The organism is Shimwellia blattae DSM 4481 = NBRC 105725, from assembly GCF_000262305.1.
Taxonomy (GTDB): Bacteria; Pseudomonadota; Gammaproteobacteria; order Enterobacterales; family Enterobacteriaceae; genus Shimwellia; species Shimwellia blattae.
In genome coordinates, this window is record NC_017910.1 from 1,124,709 (window position 1) to 1,151,182 (window position 26,474).

A 26,474-nucleotide genomic window follows, 5' to 3' on the forward strand; every position below is an offset into this window, starting at 1 on the left:
ATGATGTTGACCGTTTTTATTAAGGGGATTGTATGGCCGTTAAGTCAGTTAAAAAAATTTGGCATATTGCTGCTGTATCACTGCTGCTGGCAGGCCAGGCCCAGGCAACAGAACTGCTCAACAGCTCCTATGACGTTTCACGGGAGCTGTTTGCCGCGCTGAACCCGCCGTTTGAACAACAGTGGGCGAAAGAAAATGGCGGCGATAAGCTGACTATCAAACAGTCCCACGCCGGATCCTCCAAGCAGGCGCTGGCCATTTTGCAGGGCTTAAAAGCAGACGTTGTGACTTATAACCAGGTGACGGATGTTCAGATCCTGCACGACAAAGGCAAACTGATCCCGGCCAACTGGCAAAGCCGCCTGCCGAACAACAGTTCGCCGTTCTATTCCACCATGGCGTTTTTGGTGCGCAAGGGGAACCCGAAAAATATCCACGACTGGTCTGACTTAGTGCGCCCGGACGTTCAGCTGGTGTTCCCGAACCCGAAAACATCCGGCAATGCCCGCTATACCTATCTGGCGGCCTGGGGCGCTGCGGCAAAAGCCGATGGCAACGACAAGGCCAAAACTGAGCAGTTTATGACGCAGTTTTTGAAAAACGTGGCGGTATTTGATACCGGTGGCCGCGGCGCGACCACCACCTTTGTGGAGCGTGGCCTGGGCGATGTGCTGATCACGTTTGAATCAGAAGTGAACAATATCCGTAACCAGTACGCCAAAGAAGGCTTTGAAGTGGTGGTGCCAAAGGTCAATATCCTGGCGGAGTTTCCGGTCGCCTGGGTGGATAAGAACGTGAAAGCGAACGGCACTGAAAAAGCGGCCCGGGACTACCTGAAGTACCTCTACAGCCCGCAGGCACAAGAGATCATCACCAGCTATTACTACCGGGTTAACAACCCGCAGGTGATGGCGAAGCTGAAAGATAAATTCCCGCAGACGGAGCTGTTCCGGGTAGAAGATCAGTTCGGCTCCTGGCCGGAGGTGATGAAAACCCACTTTGCCAGCGGCGGTGAGCTGGACAAGTTACTGGCGGCGGGGCGTAAGTAATGTTTGCTGTTGCATCAAAGCGGGTGCTGCCGGGCTTTACCCTGAGTCTGGGGACCAGTCTGCTTTTTGTGTGCCTGATTTTGTTGCTGCCGCTCAGTGCGCTGGTTATGCAGCTGGCGCAAATGAGCTGGTCAGAATACTGGACGGTGATAACCAACCCGCAAATCGTGGCGGCCTATAAAGTTACCCTGATCTCAGCGGCGGTCGCCTCGTTATTTAACGGTGTGTTTGGCATGCTGATGGCCTGGATCCTGACCCGCTATACCTTCCCCGGGCGCAGCCTGCTGGATGCACTGATGGACTTACCCTTCGCGCTGCCAACCGCCGTTGCGGGCCTGACGCTGGCCTCGCTGTTTTCGGTGAACGGCCTTTACGGCGAGTGGCTGGCGGGCTTAGGTATCAAGGTCACTTATACCTGGCTCGGGATTGCTGTTGCCATGGCTTTTACCAGCATCCCGTTTGTGGTACGTACCGTACAGCCGGTGCTGGAAGAGCTGGGGCCGGAGTATGAAGAGGCGGCACAAACCCTGGGGGCAACCCGCTGGCAGAGCTTTCGCCGGGTGGTCTTGCCGGAGCTCTCTCCGGCGCTGATTGCCGGGGTGGCGCTGTCGTTTACCCGCAGCCTGGGGGAATTTGGCGCGGTGATTTTTATCGCCGGGAATATTGCCTGGAAAACGGAAGTGACCTCGCTGATGATTTTTGTCCGCCTTCAGGAGTTTGACTACCCGGCGGCCAGTGCGGTGGCGTCGGTTATTCTCGGGGCATCTCTGCTGCTGTTATTCAGCATTAATACACTGCAAAGCCGCTTTGGCCGGCGGGTGGTAGGTCACTAATGGCGAATGTTACTCCACTGATAACCTCTGAGCGCACGCGCACGCCGGTTAACTGGGGCAAGTGGGCGCTGATAGGTACAGGCGTGGTTATCTCCACGCTTATCCTGCTGGTGCCGATTATTTATATCTTTTACCAGGCCCTTGCCAAAGGGCTGATGCCGGTGCTGCATAACCTGGCGGACCCGGACATGCTGCACGCCATCTGGCTGACGGTGCTGATTGCCCTTATCACCGTGCCGGTAAACCTGGTGTTCGGCACGCTGCTGGCCTGGCTGGTGACCCGTTTCACCTTCCCGGGGCGCCAGCTGTTGCTGACACTGCTGGATATTCCGTTTGCGGTATCCCCGGTGGTGGCAGGCCTGGTGTATCTGCTGTTTTATGGCTCTAACGGCCCGCTGGGTGAGTGGCTGGATGCCCATAACCTGCAAATTATGTTCTCCTGGCCGGGGATGATGCTGGTGACCATTTTCGTGACCTGCCCGTTTGTGGTGCGTGAACTGGTGCCGGTGATGCTCAGCCAGGGGAGCCAGGAAGATGAAGCCGCGATACTGCTGGGGGCTTCCGGCTGGCAGATGTTCCGCCGGGTTACACTGCCTAACATTCGCTGGGCGCTGTTATACGGTGTGGTGCTGACCAATGCCCGCGCCATCGGGGAGTTCGGGGCGGTGTCGGTGGTATCCGGCTCGATTCGCGGCGAAACCCTCTCCCTGCCGTTACAGATTGAATTACTGGAGCAGGATTACAACACCGTAGGTTCGTTTACTGCGGCAGCGCTACTGGCGCTGATGGCTATCCTGACCCTGTTTATGAAAAGTGCACTACAGTGGCGCCTGGCAAACCAGGAAAAACGCCAGCAGTCGGAGGAAAACCCATGAGTATTCAGATAGCCAACATCCGCAAGTCTTTTGGCCACACCCAGGTGCTGAATGATATTTCGCTGGATATTCCCTCCGGCCAGATGGTGGCGCTGCTCGGGCCGTCCGGCTCAGGGAAAACCACTTTGCTGCGGATTATCGCCGGGCTGGAGCACCAGACCAGCGGCCAGATTCGCTTCCAGGGGACAGATGTCAGCCGCCTGCACGCACGGGATCGTAAAGTGGGGTTTGTGTTCCAGCATTACGCCCTGTTCCGCCATATGACGGTGTTTGAGAATATCGCCTTCGGGCTGACTGTACTGCCGCGTAAATCGCGCCCGGGTGCGGCGGCCATTAAGCAGAAAGTAACCAAATTACTGGAGATGGTGCAGCTCGCCCATCTGGCGGATCGCTATCCGGCCCAGTTATCCGGCGGCCAGAAACAGCGCGTGGCCCTGGCCCGCGCCCTGGCTGTAGAGCCGCAAATCCTGCTGCTGGATGAGCCCTTCGGTGCGCTGGATGCCCAGGTGCGTAAAGAGCTGCGCCGCTGGCTGCGCGAACTGCACGAAGAGCTGAAATTTACCAGTGTGTTTGTGACCCACGATCAGGAAGAAGCCATGGAAGTGGCGGATCGGGTGGTGGTGATGAGCCAGGGGAATATTGAACAGGCAGACAGCCCGGAAACCGTGTGGCGTGAACCGGCTACCCGGTTTGTGCTGGAATTCCTCGGGGAGGTTAACCGCCTGCGGGGGACCATTCGCGGTAGCCAGTTCCATGTGGGGGCACACCGCTGGCCGCTGGGGTTCACCCCGGCATACCAGGGGGAGGTCGATCTGTTCCTGCGCCCCTGGGAGGTGGATGTCAGCAACCGCACCAGCCTGGACTCTCCGCTGCCGGTGCAGGTGGTGGAGGCCAGCCTGCGCGGCCATTTTGTTCAGCTGGTGGTCCAGCCCCAGGGCTGGTATCCGGACCCTATCACCGTAGTGCTCCAGGGGGAGAGGGCACCGCAACGCGGCGAGCGGTTATTTGTCGGGCTGAAGAACGCCCGAATCTATCACGGGAACGAGCCTGTCCAGGGAGTTGCTCTGGCGCAGTCGGCCTGATAGGTTAAACAGACGATAAGCAGGCGGCCTCCGGGGCCGCTTTTTTTACAGGCAGTGGACAGGCAACGTGAACACAACATTAGAAAATACCATCGGTAATACACCCCTGGTGCGCCTTCAGCGCATGGGGCCGGATAACGGCAGTGAAGTCTGGGTAAAACTGGAAGGCAACAACCCGGCGGGCTCCGTCAAGGACCGGGCCGCTTTATCCATGATTGTTGAGGCGGAAAAACGTGGCGATATTCGCCCCGGCGACCGGCTGATTGAAGCTACCAGCGGCAATACCGGGATTGCGCTGGCAATGATTGCGGCCCTGAAGGGCTACCGCATGACGCTGCTGATGCCGGACAACATGAGCCTGGAGCGTAAAGCGGCGATGCGCGCCTACGGGGCGGAATTACTGCTGGTGACCAAAGAGCAGGGCATGGAAGGGGCGCGGGATCTGGCCCAGGCCATGGCCAGCCGCGGTGAAGGCTATATTCTTGACCAGTTTAATAACCCGGACAATCCGCTGGCCCACTACAAAACCACCGGCCCGGAGATCTGGCGCCAGACCGGGGGGCGGATCACCCATTTTGTCTCCAGTATGGGGACCACCGGCACGGTGACCGGCACCAGCCGCTTTCTGAAAGAGCAGCGCGCAGAGGTGACGATTGTTGGCCTGCAACCCTGCGACGGCAGCAGCATTCCGGGGATCCGCCGCTGGCCGGCAGAATATATGCCGGGGATTTTTAACGCCGCCCTGGTGGATCAGGTGCTGGATGTCAGCCAGGCCGATGCAGAGCGCACCATGCGTTTGCTGGCGATGAAAGAAGGCATTTTTTGCGGTGTCAGCTCCGGCGGGGCGGTGGCCGGGGCGCTGCGCGTGGCGCAGGATACTCCGGGCTCGGTTGTGGTGGCGATTATTTGCGATCGCGGCGACCGTTACCTCTCGACCGGCGTATTCGGGGAGGAGAGCTTCCACGGAGGGGAGGGGATCTGATCAGCCGCAATAAAAATGGCGCCGGAAGGCGCCATTTTTCAATGCGGAGAGTGATTACTTCTTGATACGAATTACCGGGGTTTCGCCCACAGTCACACTACCAGACAGCTTGATCAGCTCTTTGATCTCGTCCATGTTGGAGATAACCACCGGAGTCAGGGTAGACTTGGCTTTTTCTTCCAGCAGCGGCAGATCAAACTCGATGACCACGTCACCTTTCTTAACGCGCTGGCCTTCTTCAGCGATGCGTTTGAAGCCTTCGCCTTTCAGTTCAACGGTGTCGATACCAAAGTGAACAAACAGCTCAATGCCGCTATCGGACTCGATAGAGAAAGCATGGTTAGTTTCAAAGATCTTACCAATAGTGCCGTCTACCGGGGCAACCATTTTGTCGCCAGTAGGTTTGATGGCGATACCATCACCAACGATTTTTTCGGCAAATACCACATCAGGCACATCTTCAATGTTGACGATTTCACCAGACAGTGGAGCAACGATTTCAATGATTCCGGTGTCACTGTTGCCTTTGTCACCGAAAAGTTTACTAAATAACCCCATTAGCCTTCTCTCCTAAGCAGTAATTTGGGCCGTATCTTGTGGATTAGCAGATTGTTTTTTCTTCAATGAACTTGTTAACCAGCGCCATTAACTCGTCCGTTGTCGGCTGAGCAAGAGCTTGCTCTGCTAATACCCTGGCATCTTCGAAGTTCGTATTGCGAATGATCTTCTTGATGCGCGGGATAGATATGGCACTCATACTGAATTCGTCCAGACCCATCCCCAGCAACAGTAGTGTAGCACGTTCATCGCCAGCAAGCTCACCGCACATACCGGTCCACTTACCTTCCGCGTGTGAAGCGTCAATTACCTGTTTAATCAGGGTAAGGACAGACGGAGACATCGGCTGGTAGAGGTGGGAGATCATATCATTACCACGGTCAACCGCCAGAGTGTATTGCGTCAAATCGTTGGTACCAATACTAAAGAAATCAACTTCTTTGGCTAAATGATGAGCAATTGTCGCCGCCGCCGGGGTTTCCACCATGACGCCGATTTCAATAGACTCATCGAAGGCTTTCCCTTCGGCACGCAATTCTGCTTTGTATTTCTCGATTTCGGCCCGCAGCGCACGCACTTCTTCAACCGAGATGATCATCGGGAACATGATGCGCAGCTTACCAAACGCAGAAGCCCGCAGAATGGCCCGCACCTGATCACGCAGGATTTCTTTACGGTCCATGGCGATACGAATCGCACGCCAGCCGAGGAACGGGTTCTCTTCTTTCGGGAAGTTCATATACGGCAGCTCTTTATCGCCACCGATATCCATCGTACGGACGATAACGGCCTGAGAGCCACAGGCTTCGGCCACGGCTTTATAGGCGGCGAACTGCTCTTCTTCAGTAGGCAGCGCGTCGCGATCCATAAACAGGAATTCGGTACGGTACAGGCCAACACCTTCGGCACCGTTACGTTCTGCACCGGCCACATCGCGCACAGTACCGATGTTGGCGCAGACTTCGACCTGGTGACCGTCCAGAGTGATGGCCGGCAGGTCTTTCAGTTTTGCCAGCTCGGCTTTCTCTTCCGCCACCTGGGCCTGCAGCTTACGCAGGGCGTCTATCTCGTCGTTGGTCGGGTTAACATAGATTTTGTTATTAACCGCATCGAGGATCAGATAGTCGCCGCTCACGACCTGGGTCGTTACGTTGCCGGTGCCGACAATGGCGGGCAGCTCCAGAGAGCGGGCCATGATAGAGGTGTGAGATGTACGGCCACCAATATCAGTGATAAAGCCCAGCACTTTTTTGAGGTTCAGCTGTGCGGTTTCTGACGGGGTCAGATCGGTCGCCACCAGGATAACTTCTTCCTGGATGGCGCTTAAATCGATAATCGCCAGGCCGAGGATATTGCGCAGCAGGCGTTTGCCGATGTCGCGCACGTCGGCGGCGCGCTCTTTGAGGTATTCGTCGTCCAGCTCTTCCAGTGCGGAAGCCTGGCCTTCAATAATCTGATATGCAGCTGCGTCAGCGGTGATGAGCTTGTCTTTAATCAGGGCTATGATTTCCTGCTCCAGCTCCTCATCTTCCAGCAACATAATGTGGCCTTCAAAGATGGCTTCTTTTTCTTCACCGAACGTTTCACCAGCTTTGGTTTTGATAGCTTCTAACTGGGCGGAGGCTTTGGCGCGACCGCTCAGGAAACGATCAACTTCCTGGTCAACTTTGTCAGCAGAAATTTTCTTCCGGTCGATGACAATTTCATCTTCTTTCAGCAGAAGCGCTTTGCCGAAAGCAATACCCGGGGATGCTAAAATGCCTGAAATCATAACCCTACCTTACTTGTGACTGATTTTAATGAAATCCAGTTTCCTCTGAGCGCCGCAGCTTACTCGAGTTCAGCCATCAGTTTTACCAGATGCTCAACTGCTTTCTGCTCGTCTTCGCCTTCAGCGGCGATGGTCACAACGGTGCCCTGAGTCAGACCCAGAGTCTGGAGTTTAAACAGGCTTTTCGCGCTGGCGCTTTTGCCATTGGAGGTCACGGTGATATCAGAGGTGAAGCCTTTCGCTTCTTTAACAAACTGAGCAGCAGGGCGGGTATGCAGGCCGTTCGGAGCGGTAATAGTAACTTCTTGCTGGAACATTGTATTTCCCCAACTTATAGGTTTAGTGTTGTGGAACTAAAGTCTAGCCTGGTGACTATACTTTAGCCTCTATTATTGGTGCCGCACAGATGCTGTGCTGAACACGGATGCGGAGTAAGCCAGTTAGTTGATCCACCGGGTGTCTACTCACCGTCTTTCATTATGCCGCTAAATGCTTTCGGCCACCAAACCGATAAATCGATTCAGCCGTGACGACGAGTGTCCTATTAATTTCACGCATCAAAATAATGGAAGTTAAATACCAGAGCTTTACCCGGCAGGCAATGCTACGTGGGCGCAAATTTTGACGGGCGGCACAAAAAAACACCCATTTGGGTGTTTTTTTGTGCAAGTCAGCAAGGCTGGCATTACTGTTGCAGTTCTTTCTCAGTGAACAGGTCAGCAAACAGCGCGGTACTCAGATAGCGCTCACCGGACGAAGGCAGGATGACCACAATGTTTTTATTAGCAAATGTTTCATCTTCCTGAAGTTTCAGGGCAGCCGCCACGGCCGCGCCGGAGGAGATCCCGGCCAGAATGCCTTCTTCTTCCATCAGGCGGCGGGCGGTGGAGATAGCCTCGTCGTTGGTGATGGTGACAACTTTATCAACCAGTTTTAAATCCAGGTTACCCGGGATAAAACCGGCACCGATACCCTGAATTTTGTGCGGCCCTGGTTTTATCTCTTCCCCGGCCAGGGCCTGGGTGATAACCGGAGAGTCTGTCGGCTCTACCGCCACGCTAATCAGATCTTTCTTGCCTTTGGTGTTTTTAATGTAGCGGCTGACACCAGTCAGCGTGCCGCCGGTGCCGACACCGGCGATAAAGACATCCACCTCGCCGTCGGTATCTTCCCAGATCTCCGGGCCGGTGGTTTTTTCGTGGATATCCGGGTTTGCCGGGTTACTGAATTGCTGCAGCAGGACATATTTCGCCGGATCGCTGGCGACAATCTCTTCCGCCTTCTGGATGGCGCCCTTCATGCCTTTTGCGCCTTCGGTCAGCACCAGGTTAGCCCCCAGCGCTTTGAGTAATTTACGGCGTTCCACGCTCATGGTTTCCGGCATGGTCAGCGTCAGTTTATAACCGCGCGCCGCGGCCACATAGGCCAGGGCAATACCGGTGTTACCGCTGGTGGGCTCCACCAGTTCAACACCAGGTTTCAGGATGCCACGCTTCTCTGCGTCCCAGATCATATTGGCGCCGATACGGCACTTCACGCTGAAACTGGGGTTGCGGGATTCCACTTTAGCCAGAATACGCCCGTTCCCGATGCGATTCAGTCGGACCAGCGGTGTATGACCGATGGTGAGAGAATTGTCTTCATAGATCTTGCTCATGGCCCATCCTTTAACGGTATAAAAATTTAGCGACTACCCCAGCATACCGTCTTGATTGCCGGGGGGAAGTACGGATTTAGCATATCTATATACGTAAGGGAAATAATGCACAACAAGATGGAATAAGAAACGGCATATGCCGTTTCTTACTGGTGGGGGAGGGGGTTATTTCCACATGGCGTGTTTGTCGCGGTAGCACTCGACCCACATGGCCGTCGCGCCGCACACGGCCACCGGCATAATGAACAGGTTCAGGACCGGGATCATGGTAAACAGGCTGACCAGAGTACCGAACTGCATGTTAATGACTTTGCGTTCGCGCAGGGCCGTGCGCATGGTTTTAAACGGCACTTTATGGTTATCGAACGGGTAGTCGGCATATTGCAGGTTGAGCATCCAGGCGCTGAACAGAAACCAGAGCACCGGTGCCAGGGTCTGGCCAAGGCCGGGGATAAAATAGAGGATCAGCAGCGCAATCGCCCGGGGCAGGTACCAGGTAAATTTCTGCCATTCGCGCTTCATGATCCGCGGAATGTCTTTCATGATGCCAAAGATGCCTACATCCGGCGGGGTGGTGCCGGTGAGCCTTGCTTCCAGCTGTTCGGCCAGCAGGCCATTGAAGGGGGCGGCTATCCAGTTGGCAATAGTTGAGAAGAAATAACCAAAAATCAGAAAGAGAGAGATGACGGCCAGGGGCCAGAGCAGATAGCTTAGCCACTGTAGCCAGTCAGGGATGTGTGCCAGCAGTGCCGGGATCCAGCTTTCCAGCCGGGTAAACAGCCACCAGAAGGCGGAGCCCATCAGGAGGATGTTGATCAGTAACGGCAGGATGACAAAGCGGCGGATACCGGGTTCATGGATCAGTTTCCATCCCTGAGAGAAATAGTGAAATCCGCTGTGTGGGGTGGACGACAATTGTGTAGCCATTCCGGGGGAGTGCTCCTGTAAATGCAACCAAAAAAGTTGTGCCGCACTATGATAGCGAACTGAAAAAGGATAACCAGTTAAGAAATGGTCGAAAAAACAGCAAAAAACACCCTGAGCCTCATCTTTATGGGCTGAAACTTGATAGTCCGCTTGCACTTATGGAGATGGGCAAATACTCTTAGGGAATGAATGATTGCCGCGGTGGCAAGGTGTTAGAACAACAGAGAATATAATGATGCAGGATTTGCGTCTGATATTAATCATTGTTGGCGCGATAGCCATAATAGCCTTACTGGTACATGGTCTGTGGACCAGCCGTAAGGAACGTTCGTCTATTTTTCGTGAGCGCCCGCTTAAGCGAACGCAAGGGCGGCGCGACGACCAGAATGAGATAGACGATCAGGAAGAAGGGGTTGGCGAGGTCCGGGTCCATCGGGTGAATCCGCCTCAGGATCAGGGCTCATGGGGCCAGGATGCGCAGCGTCAGCCACAACCGGCTTCGCAGCATCAGTACCAGCCGCCTTACGGGGCACCCCAGCAGCGCCAGCCACAGCCTTATCAGCAGGCCGCGCAGCCTGAGCCGGTGCAGCAGCAACAGCCGCAGCCGGTCCAGCAACCGCAGCCTCAGCCTGTTCAGCAGCCGGTGATGCCGCAGCCTGCACAGCCAGCTTACAGTGCGCCGCAGCCAGCACAACAGCCGCCTGCGCCGCAACAACCGGTACAGCAGCCTGAGCCGGTCTATCAGCAGCCGGTTGCTCCTGCTGCGCCACAGCCAGCGCAAGCCCCTGCACCGCAGCCCGCTCCGGCACCACAGCAGCCTCAGGAAGCGCCGGCAGCGAAAGAGACCGTTATTGTCATGAATGTGGCCGCCCATCCGGGCGCTCAGCTGGACGGTGGCGTACTGCTTAACAGTATTCAACAGGCCGGGTTTAAATTTGGTGAGATGAACATTTTCCATCGCCACCTCAGCCCGGACGGTAGCGGGAAAGTTCTGTTCAGCCTCGCCAATATGGTGAAACCCGGCTCTTTTGATCCGGAAAATATGCGCGATTTCGTTACGCCTGGCGTCACTATCTTTATGCAGGTGCCCTCTTATGGCGATGCGCTGCAGAACTTTAAACTGATGCTGCAGTCTGCCCAGCATATTGCCGATGACGTCGGCGGTGTGGTGCTGGACGAACAGCGCCGCATGATGACACCGCAGAAACTGCGTGAGTATCAGGACCGCATCAGGGACGTTATTGGCGGATAATCTCCTCCAGACGGACGCCCATCACAGCTATCCAGAACCCCCGCCTGCCGGGGGTTTTTCTTGTTCCCGGGGTAAGTAACTATGGACACCATCGAACAACAACTGGCCCACCTGCGCGCCACGCTGCGCCACCACGAATACCTGTATCACGTTCAGGATGCACCGGAGATCCCGGATGCGGAATACGACCGGCTGATGCGTGAACTGCGGGCACTGGAAGAGGCTCACCCGCAACTGATTACGGCGGACTCCCCCACCCAGCGGGTCGGGGCCGCGCCGCTGAGTGAGTTTACCCAGGTAAGCCACGAAGTGCCGATGCTGTCGCTGGATAACGTCTTTGACGAAGAGAGCTTCCGGGCCTTTTATAAGCGGGTTCAGGACCGGCTGCGCAATACCGAAGAGATAACCTTCTGCTGTGAGCTGAAGCTCGATGGCCTGGCCGTCAGCCTGCTGTACGAAGATGGCCTGCTGGTGCGGGCCTCTACCCGCGGAGACGGGACCACCGGGGAGAATATCACCGCCAATGTGCGCACCATCCGGGCGATTCCGCTGCGCCTGCAGGGGGAGAATATCCCCGCCCGGGTAGAGGTGCGGGGCGAGGTTTTCCTCCCCCAGGCCGGGTTTGAAAAGATTAACGAAGAGGCCCGCCGCAGCGGCGGAAAAGTGTTTGCCAACCCGCGCAACGCGGCGGCAGGCTCCCTGCGCCAGCTGGATCCGCGCATTACCGCCAAACGCCCGCTGACCTTTTACTGCTACGGCTTTGGCCTGCTGGAGGGGGGAACCCTGCCGGACACCCATATGGGGTGCCTGCAGCAGTTCAAAACCTGGGGGCTGCCGGTCAGCGACCGGGTCCGGTTATGTACCGGCGCACAGGCGGTGCTGGATTTTTATCACCAGGTGGAAACGGATCGCCCGGGGCTCGGGTTTGATATCGACGGGGTGGTTATCAAGGTCAATGACCGGGCGCTACAGGAGGAGCTGGGGTTTGTGGCCCGGGCGCCCCGCTGGGCCACGGCGTTTAAATTCCCGGCCCAGGAGCAGATGACAACCGTGCGTGATGTGGAGTTCCAGGTTGGCCGCACCGGCGCAATTACGCCGGTCGCAAGGCTGGAGCCGGTACAGGTGGCCGGTGTGCTGGTCAGCAATGCTACCCTGCATAATGCCGATGAGATAGACCGGCTGGGGCTGCGGATTGGCGATACAGTAGTGGTGCGCCGGGCCGGGGATGTGATCCCCCAGGTTGTCGGGGTGGTGATGTCAGAGCGCCCGGAAGATACCCGGGAGATTGTGTTCCCCACTCACTGCCCGGTTTGCGGCTCTGATGTTGAGCGGGTAGAAGGGGAGGCGGTTGCCCGCTGCACCGGGGGGCTGATTTGCGGCGCCCAGCGTAAAGAGTCGCTGAAGCATTTTGTCTCCCGCCGGGCGCTGGATGTGGACGGCATGGGGGAGAAGATAATCGACCAGTTGGTCGACAAAGAGTATGTCCATACCCCGGCCGATCTCTTCGGGCTGACCGCCGGTGTGCTGACCGGGCTGGACAGAATGGGGCCAAAATCCGCCACCAATCTGGTCAGTGCGCTGGAAAAAGCCAGACAGACCACGTTTGCCCGCTTCTTATATGCGCTGGGGATCCGCGAAGTTGGCGAAGCCACCGCAGCGGGCCTGGCGGCCTATTTTGGCACCCTTGAGGCGCTGGCCTCTGCCAGTGTGGATGAGCTGCAAAAAGTGCCGGATGTCGGGGTCGTGGTGGCAAACCACGTGTGCCACTTCTTCCGGGAAGAGAGCAACCGCGAGGTGATCCGCCAGCTGGTAGAAGATCGCGGTATTCACTGGGAGGCCCCGGTGGTTATCCGGGCAGAGGAGATAGACAGCCCCTTTGCCGGTAAGACCGTGGTGCTGACCGGCTCCCTGAGTATCATGTCCCGGGATGATGCCAAAGCCCGCCTGGTTGCCCTGGGGGCGAAGGTGAGCGGTAGCGTATCGAAAAAAACCGACCTGGTGATTGCCGGGGAGGCCGCAGGCTCTAAACTTGCCAAAGCGCAGGAGCTGGGCATCGCGGTGATTGATGAAGCGGAAATGATCCGCTTACTGGGCGAATAAATGGATAAACAGCAACTGGTGGCGATTGCCAATACGGTGATGCCGTTTGGTAAATATCAGGGGCGGGTGCTTATCGATCTGCCGGAAGAGTACCTGCTGTGGTTTTCCCGGAAAGGGGAGTTCCCCCGGGGGCAACTGGGGGAGCTGATGGCGCTGACCCTGGCGATTAAAATCGAGGGGCTGGACTCTCTGGTGCGCCCCTTAAAAAACCGCTAGCGTTTCGCCGCCAGCGTACTTTCCTGCTCTGCTGCGGCCATGGTCTGGCGCTTATAGCGCCGGGCCAGCACCGCGCAGACCATCAGCTGGATCTGGTGAAAGATCATCAGCGGCAGCACCAGTATGCCCACCGTCGCCGCCGGGAACAGAATGTTCGCCATGGGGATGCCGTTAGCAAGGCTCTTTTTCGAGCCGCAAAACACAATGGTAATTTCATCGGCCTTGCTGAAGCCTGCCCGCCGGGCCACCAGCGTGTTCACGGTGATAACAATAGCCAGCAGCACCAGGCTCACAACCACAATAAACAGCAGTGTCCCCGCCCCGACTTTATGCCAGATCCCGTGGGTGACCGCCTCACTGAAGGCGGTATACACCACCAGCAGAATCGATGACTGATCGGTTTTACCAATCCATTTTTTATGGCGCGCCACAAAGTTACCGGTCCAGGGGCGGGATAAATGCCCCAGCACAAAGGGCACCAGCAATTGCAGCATAATGCTGCCCACCTGTTGCAGGCTGCCGCTGGCGCCGTGGACATGCATCACCAGCCCCACCAGCAGCGGGGAGAGAAATACTCCCAGCAGGCTGGAGGCTGAGGCAGAGCAGACCGCCGCCGCCACATTCCCGCCCGCCAGCGAAGTAAACGCAATGGCGGACTGCACCGTGGCGGGCAGAATACACAGATACAGGAAACCGGCGTAAATTTCCGGGCTGACATCCACCGGCGCCCACCAGCTGAACAGCACCCCCAGCACCGGAAACAGAATAAATGTGCTGCACATCACCCACAGATGCAGGCGCCAGTGGCTGCTGCCGGCGATAATCGCCGCCCGGGAGAGCTTAGCCCCGTGCATAAAAAACAGCAGGGCGATGGCGGCGGTTGTCAGGCCGTCAAAGAATCCAACCCACATGCCCGTGGCGGGGAAGAAGGTTGCCAGCAGAACGGTGATGATGAGTGTCAGCGTAAAGGGATCGATAATTTTGAGTAAGTTCATGAACGCACCTCGGAAAATTCACGAGTGATTGTGCGTAATTTGTCTAAAAAATAAAACGAATTTATGACCTGGAACAGGTAATAACCCCGGTCAGAGCCCCGGGGTAACCGCCGGGCCCGGCTCCCGGTCCGGGGGCGGGCGTTCAATACCTGCTGACTATCGATCAGCCGGGAAAACTGTATTGGTAATCGATTGCGTACTCTCGCTATAACTTCGTTTACCTTACTTTTTGATCAGCCGACCTGAAGGACAACCCATGACCGATACCTCTCTTTCCCGGAACCCGTGGACCAGCGCCGATATTATTCGCAGTTATAAACCCGGATTTACGCCGCGGGTGGCTTTTATTCTGGGCTCCGGCTTAGGGGCACTGGCAGAACAGATAGAAGACGCGGTGGCCATTTCATATGAAAAGCTGCCCGGATTCCCGGTCAGCACGGTTCACGGCCATGCGGGGGAGCTGGTGCTGGGCCATCTTGCGGGCGTCCCGGTTGCCTGCATGAAAGGGCGCGGGCACTTCTACGAAGGGCGCGGCATGACCATCATGACCGATGCCATTCGCACCATGAAACTGCTGGGCTGCGAGCTGCTGTTCTGTACCAATGCGGCAGGATCACTGCGCCCGGAAGTGGGGCCGGGGAGCCTGGTGGCGCTGAGTGATCACATCAATACCATGCCGGGTACGCCGATGGTCGGGCCTAACGACGACCAGTTTGGCGAGCGTTTCTTCTCGCTGGCGAATGCCTACGACGCGGATTACCGCGCGCTGTTGCAAAGCGTGGCCACAGAGGAGGGCTTTGCGCTCAGGGAGGGGGTCTTTGTCTCCTATCCCGGGCCGAATTTTGAAACGGCAGCCGAGATCCGCATGATGCAGATTATCGGCGGGGATGTCGTCGGGATGTCGGTCGTGCCTGAGGTGATCAGCGCACGCCATTGCGGGCTGAAGGTGGCTGCCGTCTCCGCTATTACAAACCTGGCGGAAGGGCTGGGGGATATCACACTCTCCCACGCGCAAACCCTGGCCGCCGCTGAGCTTTCCCGCCAGAACTTCATCAGCCTGATTTGCGGGTTCCTGCGCAAGCTGGCCTGACACAGGATCATCATCACCCCGCGTCCCGGCGGGGTGATACGCTACGACAAGGAACAGAAAAATGGGTATTGTCTCCCGGTTAAAGCTCATGTCGTTTATGCAATATTTTATCTGGGGAAGCTGGCTGGTTACCCTGGGATCCTACATGATCAACACGCTCGATTTCAGCGGTGCGAACGTGGGCATGGTGTACAGCTCTAAAGGGCTGGCGGCGATTGTGATGCCAGGTATTATGGGGATCATCGCCGACAAGTGGTTGCGCGCCGAGCGGGCCTACATGTTATGCCACCTGGTGTGTGCCGGGGCACTGCTCTGGGCGACCACGGTGACGGACCCGGACACCATGTTCTGGGTGATGTTGATCAATGCGATGGCCTATATGCCGACCATCTCCCTGTCTAACAGTGTCTCCTACGCGTGTCTGGCACAGGCCGGTCAGGATCCGGCCACGGCATTTCCACCGATTCGCGTGTTCGGCACCCTCGGTTTTATCTGCGCCATGTGGGCCGTCAGCCTGACGGGGCTGGAGCTCAGCCGTGCCCAGCTCTATATTGCGTCTGGCGCCTCGCTGCTGCTGGCGGTGTATGCGCTCACCCTGCCTCACATTCCGGTCGCCGGGAAGAGAACCGCCACATCCTTCGCCAGTAAGCTGGGGCTGGATGCCTTTGTGCTGTTTAAAAATGGGCGCATGGCGGTGTTCTTCCTGTTTGCCATGATGCTGGGGGCAGTGCTGCAGATAACCAACGTTTTCGGCAATCCTTTCCTGCATGATTTTGCCAGTCACCCGGAGTTTGCCGACAGCTTTGTGGTGACATACCCTTCGATTTTGCTGTCTGTCTCCCAGATGGCGGAAGTGGGCTTTATTCTGACGATTCCGTTCTTTCTTAAGCGTTTTGGCATCAAAACCGTGATGCTGATGAGTATGCTGGCCTGGACATTGCGCTTTGGCTTTTTTGCCTTCGGCGACCCGTCGCCGCTGGGGTTTATCCTGTTGCTGATGTCGATGCTCGCTTATGGCTGCGCCTTCGATTTCTTTAATATTTCCGGCTCGGTCTTTGTGGAGCAGGAGGTGGATCCGGCAATTCGCGCCAGCGCCCAGGGGCTGTTTATGACGATGGTCAACGGTGTTGGCGCATGGGTGGGCTCCATTCTGAGCGGTATGGCGGTGGATTACTTCTCAGTGGATGGCGTAAAAGACTGGCAGACCATCTGGTTAGTTTTTGCGGCATACGCACTGGCGCTGGCGGTGATTTTTGCCCTGTGTTTTAAATATCAACATGAGCCTGAAAAGCTGGCGCAGCACTCCCTTGCCGGTTAACGCTCATCTGCGGCGGGCGGCATCTGCTGCCTGCCGTTTACAGTCGGGCGATGCAATGTGGTAATTTGGCGCATTATCCTTCCCGCCTGGAGCGCATAACACATGGAACGCACGCACCGTATCGATCTGAAGCTACTGCGTTATTTTCTTGCCGTTGCCGAAGAGCTGCATTTTGGACGTGCTGCTGCCCGCCTGAATATGTCGCAACCCCCCTTAAGCCTGCATATCAAAGAGCTTGAACAGGAGCTCGGTACGCTGTTGTTTATCCGCCATTCGCGCAGTGTGGCGCTGACCCACGCCGGGAAAATCCTGATGGAGGAGTCCCGGCGTCTGCTGTCCAGCGCCAGCCAGGTGCTGGCGAGAGTCGAACAGATTGGCCGTGGTGAGGCAGGCAGGATTGAGCTGGGGGTTATTGGTACCGCGATGTGGGGGAAAATGCGCCCGGTGATGCACCGCTTCCTCAGGGAAAACCCTAATGTCGAAGTGCTGTTTCGCGAAAATATGCCCGCCATGCAGATGGCGATGCTCGAAAGGCGCGAGCTGGATGCCGGTGTCTGGCGTATGGCGACGGAGCCCGCGCCGGGGTTTTCCAGCCTGCGCCTGCATGAGTCCTCTTTTCTGGTGGCGGTGGCGGAGGGGCATCCCCTGGTGCTCCGCGAGACGGTGCCGCTGAAGGCCCTGCGTAACGAATACTTTGTCACTATGCCTTCTGTGCATACGGACTGGGCTTTTTTGCAGCGGGTTTGCCAGATGGCCGGGTTCTCTCCGATGATTATTCGTGAAGTGATGGAGCCGCAAACCGTGCTGGCGATGGTCAGTATGGGGATTGGCATTACGCTGATTGCCGATAGCTATGCGCAGATGAACTGGCCCGGGGTGGTGTTCCGGCCATTAGAAGAGCGCATACCGGCTGATTTGTATATTGTTTATGACCAGCAGCAGGCCACACCGGCACTGGAGAAGCTGATAGCATCGCTGACTGCGTGAGGGTCTGGTTGTCGGGGGGAATCTGGTGGGTCGTGCAGGATATGCCTCGGCCCGTCCGGGGCCTCGCCCTGCGGGTGATGCTGCGCATCAGCCTGAATCGCTCCCGGCGATTCAGTCGAACCTGCTGCAGGTTCTCATCCTGCACGTCAGGCCAGGGAGAGCACAAAACGAAAAAAGCGCCTGAAAGGCGCTTTTTTCTGAATTTGGTGGGTCGTGCAGGATTCGAACCTGCGACCAATTGATTAAAAGTCAACTGCTCTACCAACTGAGCTAACGACCCGAAGTGGTGGGTGATGACGGGATCGAACCGCCGACCCTCTCCTTGTAAGGGAGATGCTCTCCCAGCTGAGCTAATCACCCACTTCGGTACTGCATAATGTCTGATAAGAAATCCAGCTGGCGAGAAAGTGGTGGGTGATGACGGGATCGAACCGCCGACCCCCTCCTTGTAAGGGAGGTGCTCTCCCAGCTGAGCTAATCACCCACTTCTCAATTTCTTATCTACACGGCGGAGCCACAAAAATCGTGGTGGGTGATGACGGGATCGAACCGCCGACCCTCTCCTTGTAAGGGAGATGCTCTCCCAGCTGAGCTAATCACCCCCGCTGTGTGGAGTCGCATTATAGGGAGAGTTGAAAATGAGTCAACGCATTTTCTGCAGAATTTGTCTGTTCGCCGTAAAATTAGGCGCAATGTGCGATTAACACCCATGTGAGTATGATTTTTATCCGTTTTTGGGCCCGGGACGCGGGGATTCGGTATCAACATTGAGGATTCCCGGCACGGTGGTAGAATATCCGCCACTGAATTGTCTTTGGCATTCGCCAATCCTGGCATTGTTACGTTATGAAGGCCGCTTAATGAAAATCAAAACCCGCTTCGCACCCAGCCCGACAGGCTATCTGCATGTCGGTGGTGCCCGTACAGCTCTCTACTCCTGGCTCTATGCCCGCAAAACCGGCGGCGAATTCGTTCTGCGTATTGAAGATACCGATCTGGAGCGCTCAACTCAGGCGGCCATTGATGCCATCATGGACAGCATGAACTGGCTGGGGCTCGACTGGGACGAAGGTCCCTATTATCAGACTAAGCGTTTCGACCGCTATAACGCGGTTATTGATGAAATGCTGGAAGCGGGAACCGCTTATAAATGCTACTGCACCAAAGAGCGCCTGGAGGCCCTGCGTGAAGGGCAGATGGCCCGGGGTGAAAAACCGCGTTATGACGGCCACTGCCGCCATGATCACAGCCACCATGATGCCAGCGAGCCTTGCGTTGTGCGCTTCGCCAACCCGCAGGAAGGCTCCGTTGTGTTTGATGACCAGGTGCGCGGGCCAATCGAATTCAGTAACCAGGAGCTTGATGATCTGATCATCCGCCGTACCGATGGCTCCCCGACCTATAACTTCTGCGTGGTTATTGATGACTGGGATATGGAAATCACCCACGTTATCCGTGGCGAAGACCATATCAACAACACTCCGCGCCAGATCAACATTCTCAAAGCGCTCAATGCGCCGGTTCCGGTTTATGCGCACGTGTCGATGATCAACGGCGATGACGGCAAAAAACTCTCCAAGCGCCACGGCGCAGTCAGCGTGATGCAGTACCGCGACGAGGGCTACCTGCCGCAGGCGCTGCTCAACTACCTGGTGCGCCTGGGCTGGTCCCACGGTGATCAGGAGATCTTCAGCCGTGAAGAGATGATCGAATTCTTCAGCCTGGACGGTATCAGCCGTTCTGCCAGTGCGTTTAATACTGAAAAACTCCAGTGGCTGAACCACCACTATATTAATACGCTGCCGCCAGAGCAGGTTGTTCCGCATCTGCAGTGGCACATTGAGCAGGCGGGCATTGATACCCGTAATGGCCCGCAACTGGCAGAGCTGATTAAACTGCTGGGCGAGCGCTGCAAAACCCTGAAAGAAATTGCCGCCAGCTGCCGCTATTTCTATGAAGATTTTGCTGAGTTCGATGCGGACGCGGCGAAAAAACACCTGCGCCCGGTTGCCCGCCAGCCCCTGGAAGTGGTGCGTGAGAAACTGGCCGCTATCACTGCCTGGAGCGCTGAAAACGTCCATCTGGCTATTGAAGCGACCGCGACAGAGCTTGACGTGGGGATGGGGAAAGTGGGGATGCCGCTGCGTGTAGCGGTCACTGGCGCGGGGCAGTCTCCGGCGCTGGATGTAACTGTACATGCGATTGGTCAGGCCCGTTCACTGGCCCGTATCGATAAAGCGCTGGCGTTTATTGCTGCCCGGGAAAGCCAGCAGTAACAGTCCTGTGTGAATAAAAAACCGGTGTCAGCCAGACTGACACCGGTTTTTTTATGCCTTGATCCCAAGCCTGCGCAGGATACCGTTGATACCTTCCCGCATCAGCAGGGTGCTGAGCTGTTCACGCTCTGTCTCATTCATCTGGCTAAGTGCGCCCGCCAGCAACTGCTCAAGGGAGGTGGGGGTCGCAATATAGTCAGCGTCGGGTTCGGCAGCGTACATGCCAGAGAAGGTGCCGCCGCGGCGGGTGTCGAGCAAAAACTGTTTTACCCGCTCATCGACAACAATCACTCTGGCGCGCCCGCCTTTAACGCCGTACACCGGCAGTGTCTGCCAGTTGAACTGGCGGATCCACTTATTGATGGTCTGGGTTGTGTAACCGGTGGCACGTGCCAGTGCCGCCGGTGTCATCTCAGCATTGAGCTTCATTATATTGCCTGGCTGGAATCGCGAATACCGAGCCGTCTCAGCATGCCGGCTACCCCCTCGCGCAGCAGCAGAGAGGAGAACTGTTTTTGCTCTTCCGGGGCCATCTCTTTCAGGGAGGTGATCAGCAGATTATCCAGTGAGGTCTCTGCCGTGACGGTATACCCCATGCGGGGCTCAGCAATACGCTGAGAGCTGTGAATGAAATCGCGCACCCGTTCGTCAATATGGATAAGGCGGGCCTTGCCACCCTGAACACCGGGGCGTGGCGAGGTGCTCCAGCGCTCTTTGCGTACCCATTTATTGATAGTCTGACGGCTGAAACCTGTCATTGAGGCCAGTTCTTCCGGGGTCATTCGTTCCTTGAACACGGTTATTTTCCTTATCGCTATATGGTTATCATTCAGTGAAAATCCAGCTTTACCACATATCTTACTGGAATGTGTAACGTGAAAAAGTACCAGAGGTCAAGAAATTGCACAGGAATAGCGGGTTGATCACTTTTTCGGCGGTTAAACAAAATTACGGAAAATGCCATTGACAGGGTGGAGCGGAATTCATATTATGCCGCCCGTCAACACGACATGACCTTTACGAAGGGGCTATAGCTCAGCTGGGAGAGCGCTTGCATGGCATGCAAGAGGTCAGCGGTTCGATCCCGCTTAGCTCCACCAAACCACTCCAGCGTGGTTGGAAAGTAAAGAATAGGTTTGTCGAAGGGGCTATAGCTCAGCTGGGAGAGCGCTTGCATGGCATGCAAGAGGTCAGCGGTTCGATCCCGCTTAGCTCCACCAATCAGAACCCTCGCTTCGGCGGGGGTTTTTCATTTTTCGCTTTTCGTATTTCTGGCCCGTTCACGAATTCTGTACCTTCCATTACACTTAGTATTGATGCCGTTTAGCATCAAATAATAAGGTTAGCGCCTTATTGGGTGTTGCTAAAGAGGGGAATAAAAATGATCATCGGTATGAAATAAAAATAAAATGGATACTAAAAAAATAGTAATGTTTCTTAACAGTCCTGTATTTTTAAAGCGTTCAATGCTGTCATTGATACTATTAGCTGTGCTTTTCCCTGTTACCCGGCTCGTATCGCCAGCAGCTATCATTGATGACGAACATATATTCCTGGCCTGGCTGCCCATGGGAGCCATTCTTGCGGTCACATTATTATTTGGCTGGGCGGCTATTTTACCGGTTTTCCTCTCTTCGCTGTTTTCCTGCTATATGTTTGTGGGGCTCGACGGGCTGCAAAGTAGCGCGATTGCGCTCTCTCTTACGCTGCCTGTCGGGCTCACCTCTGCGCTGATGTACAGCCGCAAGGGGCGGCGCTGGCGCTACGGCATACTCTCCAGGGGGCTGGGGCAGCGTCTGTTCTGGCTGTGTTTCTTCACCCCCTGTTGTACGAAGATTTGTATGCTGATTATGGGGTACCTGATACCCTTCCCGGATGCAATGGCAGGCTACCTGGGTAAAGGAACGATGCTGGTCGGTATTACGGATATTCTCAGTCTGATAGCTTCCGCACTAATATTTACCCCGCTATTTTATTATCCGCTGCGCATGCTAATTAGCCCGGTATTCGCCCGAAGTTTCTGGCAAATGTCTATTGCCAGAAATTTCCGTAAAGAAGTTCGTATATATACTGTTTGCTGGTGTCTTTTTCTTATCTGTTTCCTGCTTTTATTCTGTATTCATTCAAAAACAATATTTATTTCCAGTTATCTTATCCCGTTTTTGTTTATATTCTTTACTCACGGAATTCAACGGCTTACCCGGGAGTTTGTCAGCCTGATGTGGGTCGCCACGTCCTGGGCGCTGCTGAGCTGGAATCAGGGCTTTCTCTATGGGGTGCAGGGCGATGATGCGCTCTCCTTTGTGCTGTCGGCCTTTATCTCATTTACGGTGTGTATGCTGTATATGATGCAGGTGTATCACCGCAATGAGCGCCTGCGGCGGGTCTATCTCTCCCTGGCGTTGACTGACCCGCTCACCCAGTTGCCCAATATGCGTGCCATGGAGCAGCATATCGCCACCTGGAAGCAGGGGGCTCTGTGCTGCCTGCGGATGAATAATCTGGATTTCCTCAGCCGCCACTACGGCATGATGATGCGGGTACACTGTAAACGCGTCGCCACCCGCACCATGGCGCCTTATCTGCAGGAAGGGGAGCTGATTTTTCAGCTTCCGGGGAACGAACTGCTGATGTTTTTGCGCGGCGGCGATATTGAAGGGCGGCTCAGCGCGAAAATGGCGCTGCTGAATAACCGTAAAATCCCCTGGAACAATACCCTGCTGGATGTGGAGTACAGCGCCTCCTGGGGTGCGGTCTCCCGGCCTGGTCCTGATGAGCTTCAGCGGTTACTGGGCCAGCTCAGTTACCTGTCGGAGCTGGCCAGCACCAGTGGCGGCGTGGTGGGGCTGGATAGCCAGCTGGAGGTTGTCGAAGGGCAAACCAGCGCCATGGTGCGCATGCTGCGAATTGTCCGGGAAACCATCGAGCAGGATAAGCTGGAGCTCTACATTCAGCCGATTGTGAACCGCAAGGGTGCCGGTTATAACGAAATCCTGACCCGGATACACTATGACGGCGACATCATTACGCCTGGCGAATTTATGCCGGTCGTGGCCGAGTTCAACCTGAGTGTGCGCTTTGATATGCAGGTTATCTCCCGGCTGGTGAGCTGGCTGAGCCAGTACGACCGGGGGGGAAGTGATGCGCTGTTTTCCGTCAACCTGATGCCGCTGACCCTGATGACCAAAGACGTGGCGGCCAATATTGTGGCGCTGTTTCGCCGCACGGGTGTGCCGGTCAGCCGGGTTATCATCGAAGTGACCGAAGCGCAGGCCTTCTCTGATGACGACATCCCGCTGGAGAACATCCGCTATCTGCGCCGCAGCGGCTTTCGTATTGCGATTGATGATTTTGGCACCGGTTATGCCAACTACGCGCGGCTTAAGAATCTGGAAGCGGATATTATCAAAATCGACGGGAGCTTTATCCGCGATATCTGCGTCAGCAATGTGGACTATCTGATTGTTAACTCCATCTGCCAGCTGGCGAAAGCCCGGGGGCTGACGGTGGTTGCCGAGTTTGTGGAGAGTGAAGAACAGCGCAATCTGCTGCTGGCCATGCGTGTTGACTACCTGCAAGGCTACCTGCTGGGTAAGCCGCGCCCGCTCAACAGCCTGTGCTGACAGCAAAAAAGCCATTCTGCACAGGGCAGAATGGCCTTTTTTACGGTAAGCGGGTGCCGGTCAGATAACCAGCGCGGCAATCGATGCCGAGAGAATACTCACCAGGGTTGAGCCATAGACCAGCTTCAGGCCAAAGCGGGAAACCACATTTCCCTGCTCCTCATTCAGCCCCTTAATCGCCCCGGCAATAATCCCGATGGACGAGAAGTTGGCAAAAGAGACCAGGAAGACGGAAACAATCCCCTCAGTGCGCGGCGCAAGCCCGGCAGAGATTTTTTGCAGATCCATCATCGCCACGAACTCGTTAGAGACCAGTTTGGTTGCCATAATACTGCCCACCTGCAACGCCTCGCTGGAGGGAACCCCCATAATCCAGGCCACCGGATAGAAGATATAGCCCAGGATCCCCTGGAAGGAGATCCCCAGTACCGCCGCGAACAGGGCGTTAAGTGCGGCGATAAGGGCGATAAAACCAATCAGCATCGCGGCAACGATAACCGCCACTTTGAAACCGGCCAGAATGTACTCACCGAGCATTTCAAAGAAACTTTGCCCTTCGTGGATATTGGACATTTGCAGGTTTTCTTCGCTGGCATCTACCCGGTAGGGGTTTATCAGCGACAGCACAATAAAGGTACTGAACATGTTCAGCACCAGTGCGGCGACCACATACTTAGGCTGCAGCATTGTCATGTAAGCGCCCACAATCGACATGGACACGGTAGACATGGCGGTGGCGGCCATGGTGTACATGCGGTTGCGCGACATCTTGCCGAGGATATCTTTATAGGCAATGAAGTTTTCTGATTGTCCCAGGATCAGTGAGCTCACTGCGTTAAAGGATTCCAGCTTACCCATCCCGTTTATTTTAGACAGCACCGTACCGATGATACGGATAACAAAAGGCAGGACGCGAATATGCTGCAGGATACCGATCAGCGCGGAGATAAAAATGATCGGGCACAGCACCTTCAGGAAGAAGAACGCCAGCCCCTCATCGTTCATTTTGCCAAAGACAAAATTGGTCCCCTCGTTTGCGAAGCCAAGCAGCTTCTCAAACATTTCGGAGAACCCTTTAACGAACCCCAGGCCTATCTCCGAGTGCAGGAAGAACCAGGCCAGCAGTACCTCAATGACCAGCAACTGAATAACAAAGCGCAGGCGTATTTTTTTCCGGTCATGGCTGACCAGTAATGCCAGTAGCGCAACAACAGCGAGCGCTAAAACAAAGTGCAGAACACGGGACATGTTTGCTCCAACTATGATGTGGGTTTAATTTCTTTGCACATTCTATGTAACAAGAAATAAGAAAACGAGATTAAATCCACAACTATCGTGATGTCCTGTGACCGGTCGCAAAGTTCACTGGCTGCCATACTTATCTGTTCAGTTAATGAAATGATATTGATGTTGTGAATGTAAAGAGATAGTAAACTATAGCCGTCAAACTCATCACCCGTATTTCCCTGCCGGGTACGCACCGAAACCGGGCTACCCTACGGGGCTGAAAGCCACCGGCTCTCAGAGCAATTACTCTTTTTTATCTTAATGCACTTGATAATCATTCTCGCTTTGTTAGCATAAAACATAGCAAAGGCTATATTTACTTTAAGTTTACATCGTGGCCCGATCGGGCTGAGGCAGCAGATGACAAATAGTCGGGTAGTGAGAGAAGAGCAAGTGGTTCCGCGTAAGCTGCGTTTTGCTTTGCTGGGCCCGGCGTTTATTGCCGCCATTGGTTATATCGACCCGGGCAACTTCGCCACCAATATTCAGGCTGGCGCCAGGTTCGGCTACCAGCTGCTGTGGGTGGTTATCTGGGCAAACCTGATGGCGATGCTCATCCAGCTCTTGTCTGCCAAGCTCGGCATCGCAACCGGTAAAAACCTGGCCGAGCAGATCCGCGACCATTACCCGCGCCCGGTGGTGTGGCTGTACTGGATCCAGGCGGAGATTATCGCCATGGCTACGGATCTGGCGGAGTTTATCGGGGCGGCCATCGGCTTTAAGCTGGTGTTCGGGGTGTCGTTATTACAGGGGGCGGTGCTGACCGGTATCGCCACTTTCCTGATCCTGATGCTCCAGCGCAGCGGGCAAAAACCGCTGGAGAAAGTCATCGGCGGGCTACTGCTGTTTGTGGCCGCCGCCTATGTGGTGGAGCTGGTCTTCTCCCGCCCGGCGCTGACACCGCTGCTGCGCGGGGTGGTAATACCGGCACTGCCGGGCTCTGAGGCGGTATTCCTGGCCGCCGGTGTCCTGGGGGCGACCATCATGCCCCACGTTATCTATCTGCACTCCTCGCTGACCCAGCACATGCATGAGGGCAGCCTGCGGGAGCGCTACCGGGCCAGCCGCTGGGATGTGGGGATCGCCATGACCATCGCCGGGTTTGTCAACCTCGCGATGATGGCAACAGCCGCGGCCGCGTTTCATTTCTCCGGCCATCAGGATGTGGCTGAGCTGGAGCAGGCGTATCTGACGCTGGCACCGTTACTGAGCCACGGGGCGGCGGTGGTCTTCGGGCTGAGCCTGGTGGCGGCGGGGCTGTCATCTTCGGTGGTGGGAACCCTGGCAGGCCAGGTGGTGATGCAGGGCTTTGTGCACTTCTATATTCCCCTCTGGATCCGCCGCACACTGACGATGCTGCCGTCATTTGTGGTGATCCTGCTGGGGCTTAACCCGACACGTATTCTGGTGATAAGCCAGGTGGTGCTGAGCTTCGGTATTGCCCTGGCCCTGGTGCCGCTGCTGAAATTTACCAGCGACCGGCTGCTGATGGGGGAGCTGGTGAACAGCAAAGGGATCCAGTGGCTTGGCTGGGGGATTGTGGTGCTGGTGGTGGCCCTGAACCTGTGGCTGGTGGTCCAGCCGTTTACGGGCTGA

At 55.9% G+C, this 26,474-nt stretch carries 23 protein-coding genes, 6 tRNA genes and 1 other RNA gene; 16 read left to right on the top strand and 14 right to left on the bottom strand.

The annotated features are described in order from the left end of the window. Positions 1–32 precede the first annotated feature (32 nt). The 5 genes from EBL_RS05225 (at position 33) to cysM (ending at position 4,821) form a co-directional block, all read left to right on the top strand. On the top strand, positions 33–1,049 hold the full coding sequence (locus EBL_RS05225; RefSeq protein ID WP_002441241.1) for a sulfate ABC transporter substrate-binding protein: 1,017 nt from the start codon (positions 33–35) through the stop codon (positions 1,047–1,049). After that, entirely contained in the window at positions 1,049–1,882 is an 834-nt protein-coding gene (gene cysT, locus EBL_RS05230) for a sulfate/thiosulfate ABC transporter permease CysT (RefSeq protein ID WP_002441239.1), read from the top strand. Before EBL_RS05225 ends, cysT begins: the two co-directional genes overlap by 1 nt. Continuing rightward, positions 1,882–2,757: a sulfate/thiosulfate ABC transporter permease CysW gene (gene cysW, locus EBL_RS05235; RefSeq protein WP_002441237.1), complete on the top strand. Its 876-nt coding sequence runs from the start codon at positions 1,882–1,884 to the stop codon at positions 2,755–2,757. Before cysT ends, cysW begins: the two co-directional genes overlap by 1 nt. Further along, positions 2,754–3,839, top strand: coding sequence for a sulfate/thiosulfate ABC transporter ATP-binding protein CysA (cysA, locus tag EBL_RS05240; RefSeq protein ID WP_002441236.1), 1,086 nt, complete (start codon positions 2,754–2,756; stop codon positions 3,837–3,839). The genes cysW and cysA overlap by 4 nt, the downstream gene beginning before the upstream one ends. Before the next feature lie 67 nt (positions 3,840–3,906). Next, entirely contained in the window at positions 3,907–4,821 is a 915-nt protein-coding gene (gene cysM / locus EBL_RS05245) for a cysteine synthase CysM (RefSeq protein ID WP_002441234.1), read from the top strand. 54 nt (positions 4,822–4,875) lie between these two features. Here cysM and crr read toward each other — a convergent pair whose 3' ends face one another. From crr to cysZ, 5 genes are all read right to left on the bottom strand, one after another. Further along, a complete protein-coding gene (gene crr / locus EBL_RS05250; RefSeq protein ID WP_002441232.1) occupies positions 4,876–5,379 on the bottom strand; it encodes a PTS glucose transporter subunit IIA in 504 nt (167 codons plus the stop codon). Positions 5,380–5,422: 43 nt separating this feature from the next. Next, the gene (gene ptsI, locus EBL_RS05255) at positions 5,423–7,150 is read right to left on the bottom strand and encodes a phosphoenolpyruvate-protein phosphotransferase PtsI (protein ID WP_002441230.1); all 1,728 of its coding nucleotides are present in this window, start codon (positions 7,148–7,150) and stop codon (positions 5,423–5,425) included. A gap of 59 nt (positions 7,151–7,209) precedes the next feature. Beyond that, a complete protein-coding gene (ptsH, locus tag EBL_RS05260; protein WP_002441228.1) occupies positions 7,210–7,467 on the bottom strand; it encodes a phosphocarrier protein Hpr in 258 nt (85 codons plus the stop codon). 368 nt (positions 7,468–7,835) lie between these two features. Continuing rightward, the gene (cysK, locus tag EBL_RS05265) at positions 7,836–8,807 is read right to left on the bottom strand and encodes a cysteine synthase A (RefSeq protein ID WP_002441223.1); all 972 of its coding nucleotides are present in this window, start codon (positions 8,805–8,807) and stop codon (positions 7,836–7,838) included. A gap of 165 nt (positions 8,808–8,972) precedes the next feature. Next, a complete protein-coding gene (gene cysZ / locus EBL_RS05270; protein ID WP_002441221.1) occupies positions 8,973–9,734 on the bottom strand; it encodes a sulfate transporter CysZ in 762 nt (253 codons plus the stop codon). Between the two features lie 232 nt (positions 9,735–9,966). Here cysZ and zipA point away from each other — a divergent pair, with 232 nt between their 5' ends. The 3 genes from zipA (at position 9,967) to EBL_RS05285 (ending at position 13,302) form a co-directional block, all read left to right on the top strand. Further along, on the top strand, positions 9,967–10,986 hold the full coding sequence (zipA, locus tag EBL_RS05275) for a cell division protein ZipA (protein WP_014715889.1): 1,020 nt from the start codon (positions 9,967–9,969) through the stop codon (positions 10,984–10,986). Positions 10,987–11,067: 81 nt separating this feature from the next. Continuing rightward, positions 11,068–13,086: an NAD-dependent DNA ligase LigA gene (ligA, locus tag EBL_RS05280; RefSeq protein ID WP_002441217.1), complete on the top strand. Its 2,019-nt coding sequence runs from the start codon at positions 11,068–11,070 to the stop codon at positions 13,084–13,086. Then, on the top strand, positions 13,087–13,302 hold the full coding sequence (locus EBL_RS05285) for a DUF3820 family protein (protein ID WP_002441214.1): 216 nt from the start codon (positions 13,087–13,089) through the stop codon (positions 13,300–13,302). It begins immediately after the preceding gene. On the opposite strand, the gene EBL_RS05290 is transcribed toward EBL_RS05285, so the two are convergent. Beyond that, on the bottom strand, positions 13,299–14,297 hold the full coding sequence (locus EBL_RS05290; RefSeq protein ID WP_002441213.1) for a bile acid:sodium symporter family protein: 999 nt from the start codon (positions 14,295–14,297) through the stop codon (positions 13,299–13,301). The genes EBL_RS05285 and EBL_RS05290 overlap by 4 nt on opposite strands. A gap of 256 nt (positions 14,298–14,553) precedes the next feature. On the opposite strand from EBL_RS05290, the gene xapA reads away from it, so the two are divergent. The 3 genes from xapA (at position 14,554) to EBL_RS05305 (ending at position 17,692) form a co-directional block, all read left to right on the top strand. Continuing rightward, a complete protein-coding gene (gene xapA / locus EBL_RS05295) occupies positions 14,554–15,387 on the top strand; it encodes a xanthosine phosphorylase (protein ID WP_002441212.1) in 834 nt (277 codons plus the stop codon). Between the two features lie 61 nt (positions 15,388–15,448). Next, positions 15,449–16,705 carry a nucleoside permease gene (locus tag EBL_RS05300; protein ID WP_002441211.1) on the top strand — a complete coding sequence of 419 codons (1,257 nt, stop codon included), beginning with the start codon at positions 15,449–15,451 and terminating at the stop codon, positions 16,703–16,705. Positions 16,706–16,807: 102 nt separating this feature from the next. Continuing rightward, on the top strand, positions 16,808–17,692 hold the full coding sequence (locus tag EBL_RS05305) for a LysR family transcriptional regulator (RefSeq protein WP_002441210.1): 885 nt from the start codon (positions 16,808–16,810) through the stop codon (positions 17,690–17,692). A gap of 23 nt (positions 17,693–17,715) precedes the next feature. Here the strand turns inward: EBL_RS05305 and EBL_RS19680 are convergent. The 5 genes from EBL_RS19680 to EBL_RS05325 form a co-directional block, all read right to left on the bottom strand. After that, a non-coding RNA gene (locus EBL_RS19680) (RtT sRNA) lies at positions 17,716–17,851 on the bottom strand. 45 nt (positions 17,852–17,896) lie between these two features. Continuing rightward, positions 17,897–17,972 (bottom strand) — tRNA-Lys (locus tag EBL_RS05310). A gap of 4 nt (positions 17,973–17,976) precedes the next feature. After that, positions 17,977–18,052 (bottom strand) — tRNA-Val (locus tag EBL_RS05315). 48 nt (positions 18,053–18,100) lie between these two features. Beyond that, a tRNA-Val gene (locus EBL_RS05320) sits at positions 18,101–18,176 on the bottom strand. A gap of 42 nt (positions 18,177–18,218) precedes the next feature. Next, positions 18,219–18,294 (bottom strand) — tRNA-Val (locus EBL_RS05325). A gap of 258 nt (positions 18,295–18,552) precedes the next feature. Here EBL_RS05325 and gltX point away from each other — a divergent pair. Continuing rightward, positions 18,553–19,968, top strand: coding sequence for a glutamate--tRNA ligase (gene gltX / locus EBL_RS05330; protein WP_002441209.1), 1,416 nt, complete (start codon positions 18,553–18,555; stop codon positions 19,966–19,968). Positions 19,969–20,019: 51 nt separating this feature from the next. Here the strand turns inward: gltX and EBL_RS05335 are convergent, their stop codons facing one another. Together EBL_RS05335 and EBL_RS05340 are read right to left on the bottom strand one after the other, a co-directional pair. After that, complete coding sequence (locus EBL_RS05335) at positions 20,020–20,397, bottom strand: YfeC-like transcriptional regulator (RefSeq protein ID WP_002441203.1); 378 nt, start codon at positions 20,395–20,397, stop codon at positions 20,020–20,022. Next, positions 20,397–20,765 (bottom strand): YfeC-like transcriptional regulator, encoded by a 369-nt coding sequence (locus EBL_RS05340; RefSeq protein ID WP_014715890.1) that lies wholly within the window; start codon positions 20,763–20,765, stop codon positions 20,397–20,399. The genes EBL_RS05335 and EBL_RS05340 overlap by 1 nt, the downstream gene beginning before the upstream one ends. Positions 20,766–20,992: 227 nt before the next feature. Here EBL_RS05340 and EBL_RS05345 point away from each other — a divergent pair. The 3 genes from EBL_RS05345 to EBL_RS05355 all read left to right on the top strand — a co-directional run bounded on the left by EBL_RS05345 (position 20,993) and on the right by EBL_RS05355 (position 23,591). Then, positions 20,993–21,068: transfer RNA gene (locus EBL_RS05345), tRNA-Ala, on the top strand. 44 nt (positions 21,069–21,112) lie between these two features. Then, a tRNA-Ala gene (locus EBL_RS05350) sits at positions 21,113–21,188 on the top strand. A 246-nt stretch (positions 21,189–21,434) separates the two neighbouring features. After that, a complete protein-coding gene (locus EBL_RS05355; protein ID WP_232001916.1) occupies positions 21,435–23,591 on the top strand; it encodes an EAL domain-containing protein in 2,157 nt (718 codons plus the stop codon). 60 nt (positions 23,592–23,651) lie between these two features. On the opposite strand, the gene EBL_RS05360 is transcribed toward EBL_RS05355, so the two are convergent. Next, positions 23,652–24,839, bottom strand: coding sequence for a NupC/NupG family nucleoside CNT transporter (locus tag EBL_RS05360; RefSeq protein ID WP_002441197.1), 1,188 nt, complete (start codon positions 24,837–24,839; stop codon positions 23,652–23,654). A 399-nt stretch (positions 24,840–25,238) separates the two neighbouring features. On the opposite strand from EBL_RS05360, the gene EBL_RS05365 reads away from it, so the two are divergent. Next, entirely contained in the window at positions 25,239–26,474 is a 1,236-nt protein-coding gene (locus EBL_RS05365) for an Nramp family divalent metal transporter (RefSeq protein WP_002441195.1), read from the top strand.

Excerpts from the sequence above, each read along its gene's own strand:
- EBL_RS05225 (WP_002441241.1), top strand. The coding sequence starts at position 33 with ATGGCCGTTAAGTCAGTTAAAAAAATTTGGCATATTGCTGCTGTATCA.
- cysT (WP_002441239.1), top strand. The coding sequence starts at position 1,049 with ATGTTTGCTGTTGCATCAAAGCGGGTGCTGCCGGGCTTTACCCTGAGT.
- cysW (WP_002441237.1), top strand. The coding sequence starts at position 1,882 with ATGGCGAATGTTACTCCACTGATAACCTCTGAGCGCACGCGCACGCCG.
- cysA (WP_002441236.1), top strand. The coding sequence starts at position 2,754 with ATGAGTATTCAGATAGCCAACATCCGCAAGTCTTTTGGCCACACCCAG.
- crr (WP_002441232.1), bottom strand. The coding sequence starts at position 5,379 with ATGGGGTTATTTAGTAAACTTTTCGGTGACAAAGGCAACAGTGACACC.
- ptsI (WP_002441230.1), bottom strand. The coding sequence starts at position 7,150 with ATGATTTCAGGCATTTTAGCATCCCCGGGTATTGCTTTCGGCAAAGCG.
- ptsH (WP_002441228.1), bottom strand. The coding sequence starts at position 7,467 with ATGTTCCAGCAAGAAGTTACTATTACCGCTCCGAACGGCCTGCATACC.
- cysK (WP_002441223.1), bottom strand. The coding sequence starts at position 8,807 with ATGAGCAAGATCTATGAAGACAATTCTCTCACCATCGGTCATACACCG.
- cysZ (WP_002441221.1), bottom strand. The coding sequence starts at position 9,734 with ATGGCTACACAATTGTCGTCCACCCCACACAGCGGATTTCACTATTTC.
- zipA (WP_014715889.1), top strand. The coding sequence starts at position 9,967 with ATGATGCAGGATTTGCGTCTGATATTAATCATTGTTGGCGCGATAGCC.
- ligA (WP_002441217.1), top strand. The coding sequence starts at position 11,068 with ATGGACACCATCGAACAACAACTGGCCCACCTGCGCGCCACGCTGCGC.
- EBL_RS05285 (WP_002441214.1), top strand. The coding sequence starts at position 13,087 with ATGGATAAACAGCAACTGGTGGCGATTGCCAATACGGTGATGCCGTTT.
- EBL_RS05290 (WP_002441213.1), bottom strand. The coding sequence starts at position 14,297 with ATGAACTTACTCAAAATTATCGATCCCTTTACGCTGACACTCATCATC.
- xapA (WP_002441212.1), top strand. The coding sequence starts at position 14,554 with ATGACCGATACCTCTCTTTCCCGGAACCCGTGGACCAGCGCCGATATT.
- EBL_RS05300 (WP_002441211.1), top strand. The coding sequence starts at position 15,449 with ATGGGTATTGTCTCCCGGTTAAAGCTCATGTCGTTTATGCAATATTTT.
- EBL_RS05305 (WP_002441210.1), top strand. The coding sequence starts at position 16,808 with ATGGAACGCACGCACCGTATCGATCTGAAGCTACTGCGTTATTTTCTT.
- gltX (WP_002441209.1), top strand. The coding sequence starts at position 18,553 with ATGAAAATCAAAACCCGCTTCGCACCCAGCCCGACAGGCTATCTGCAT.
- EBL_RS05335 (WP_002441203.1), bottom strand. The coding sequence starts at position 20,397 with ATGAAGCTCAATGCTGAGATGACACCGGCGGCACTGGCACGTGCCACC.
- EBL_RS05355 (WP_232001916.1), top strand. The coding sequence starts at position 21,435 with ATGCTGTCATTGATACTATTAGCTGTGCTTTTCCCTGTTACCCGGCTC.
- EBL_RS05360 (WP_002441197.1), bottom strand. The coding sequence starts at position 24,839 with ATGTCCCGTGTTCTGCACTTTGTTTTAGCGCTCGCTGTTGTTGCGCTA.
- EBL_RS05365 (WP_002441195.1), top strand. The coding sequence starts at position 25,239 with ATGACAAATAGTCGGGTAGTGAGAGAAGAGCAAGTGGTTCCGCGTAAG.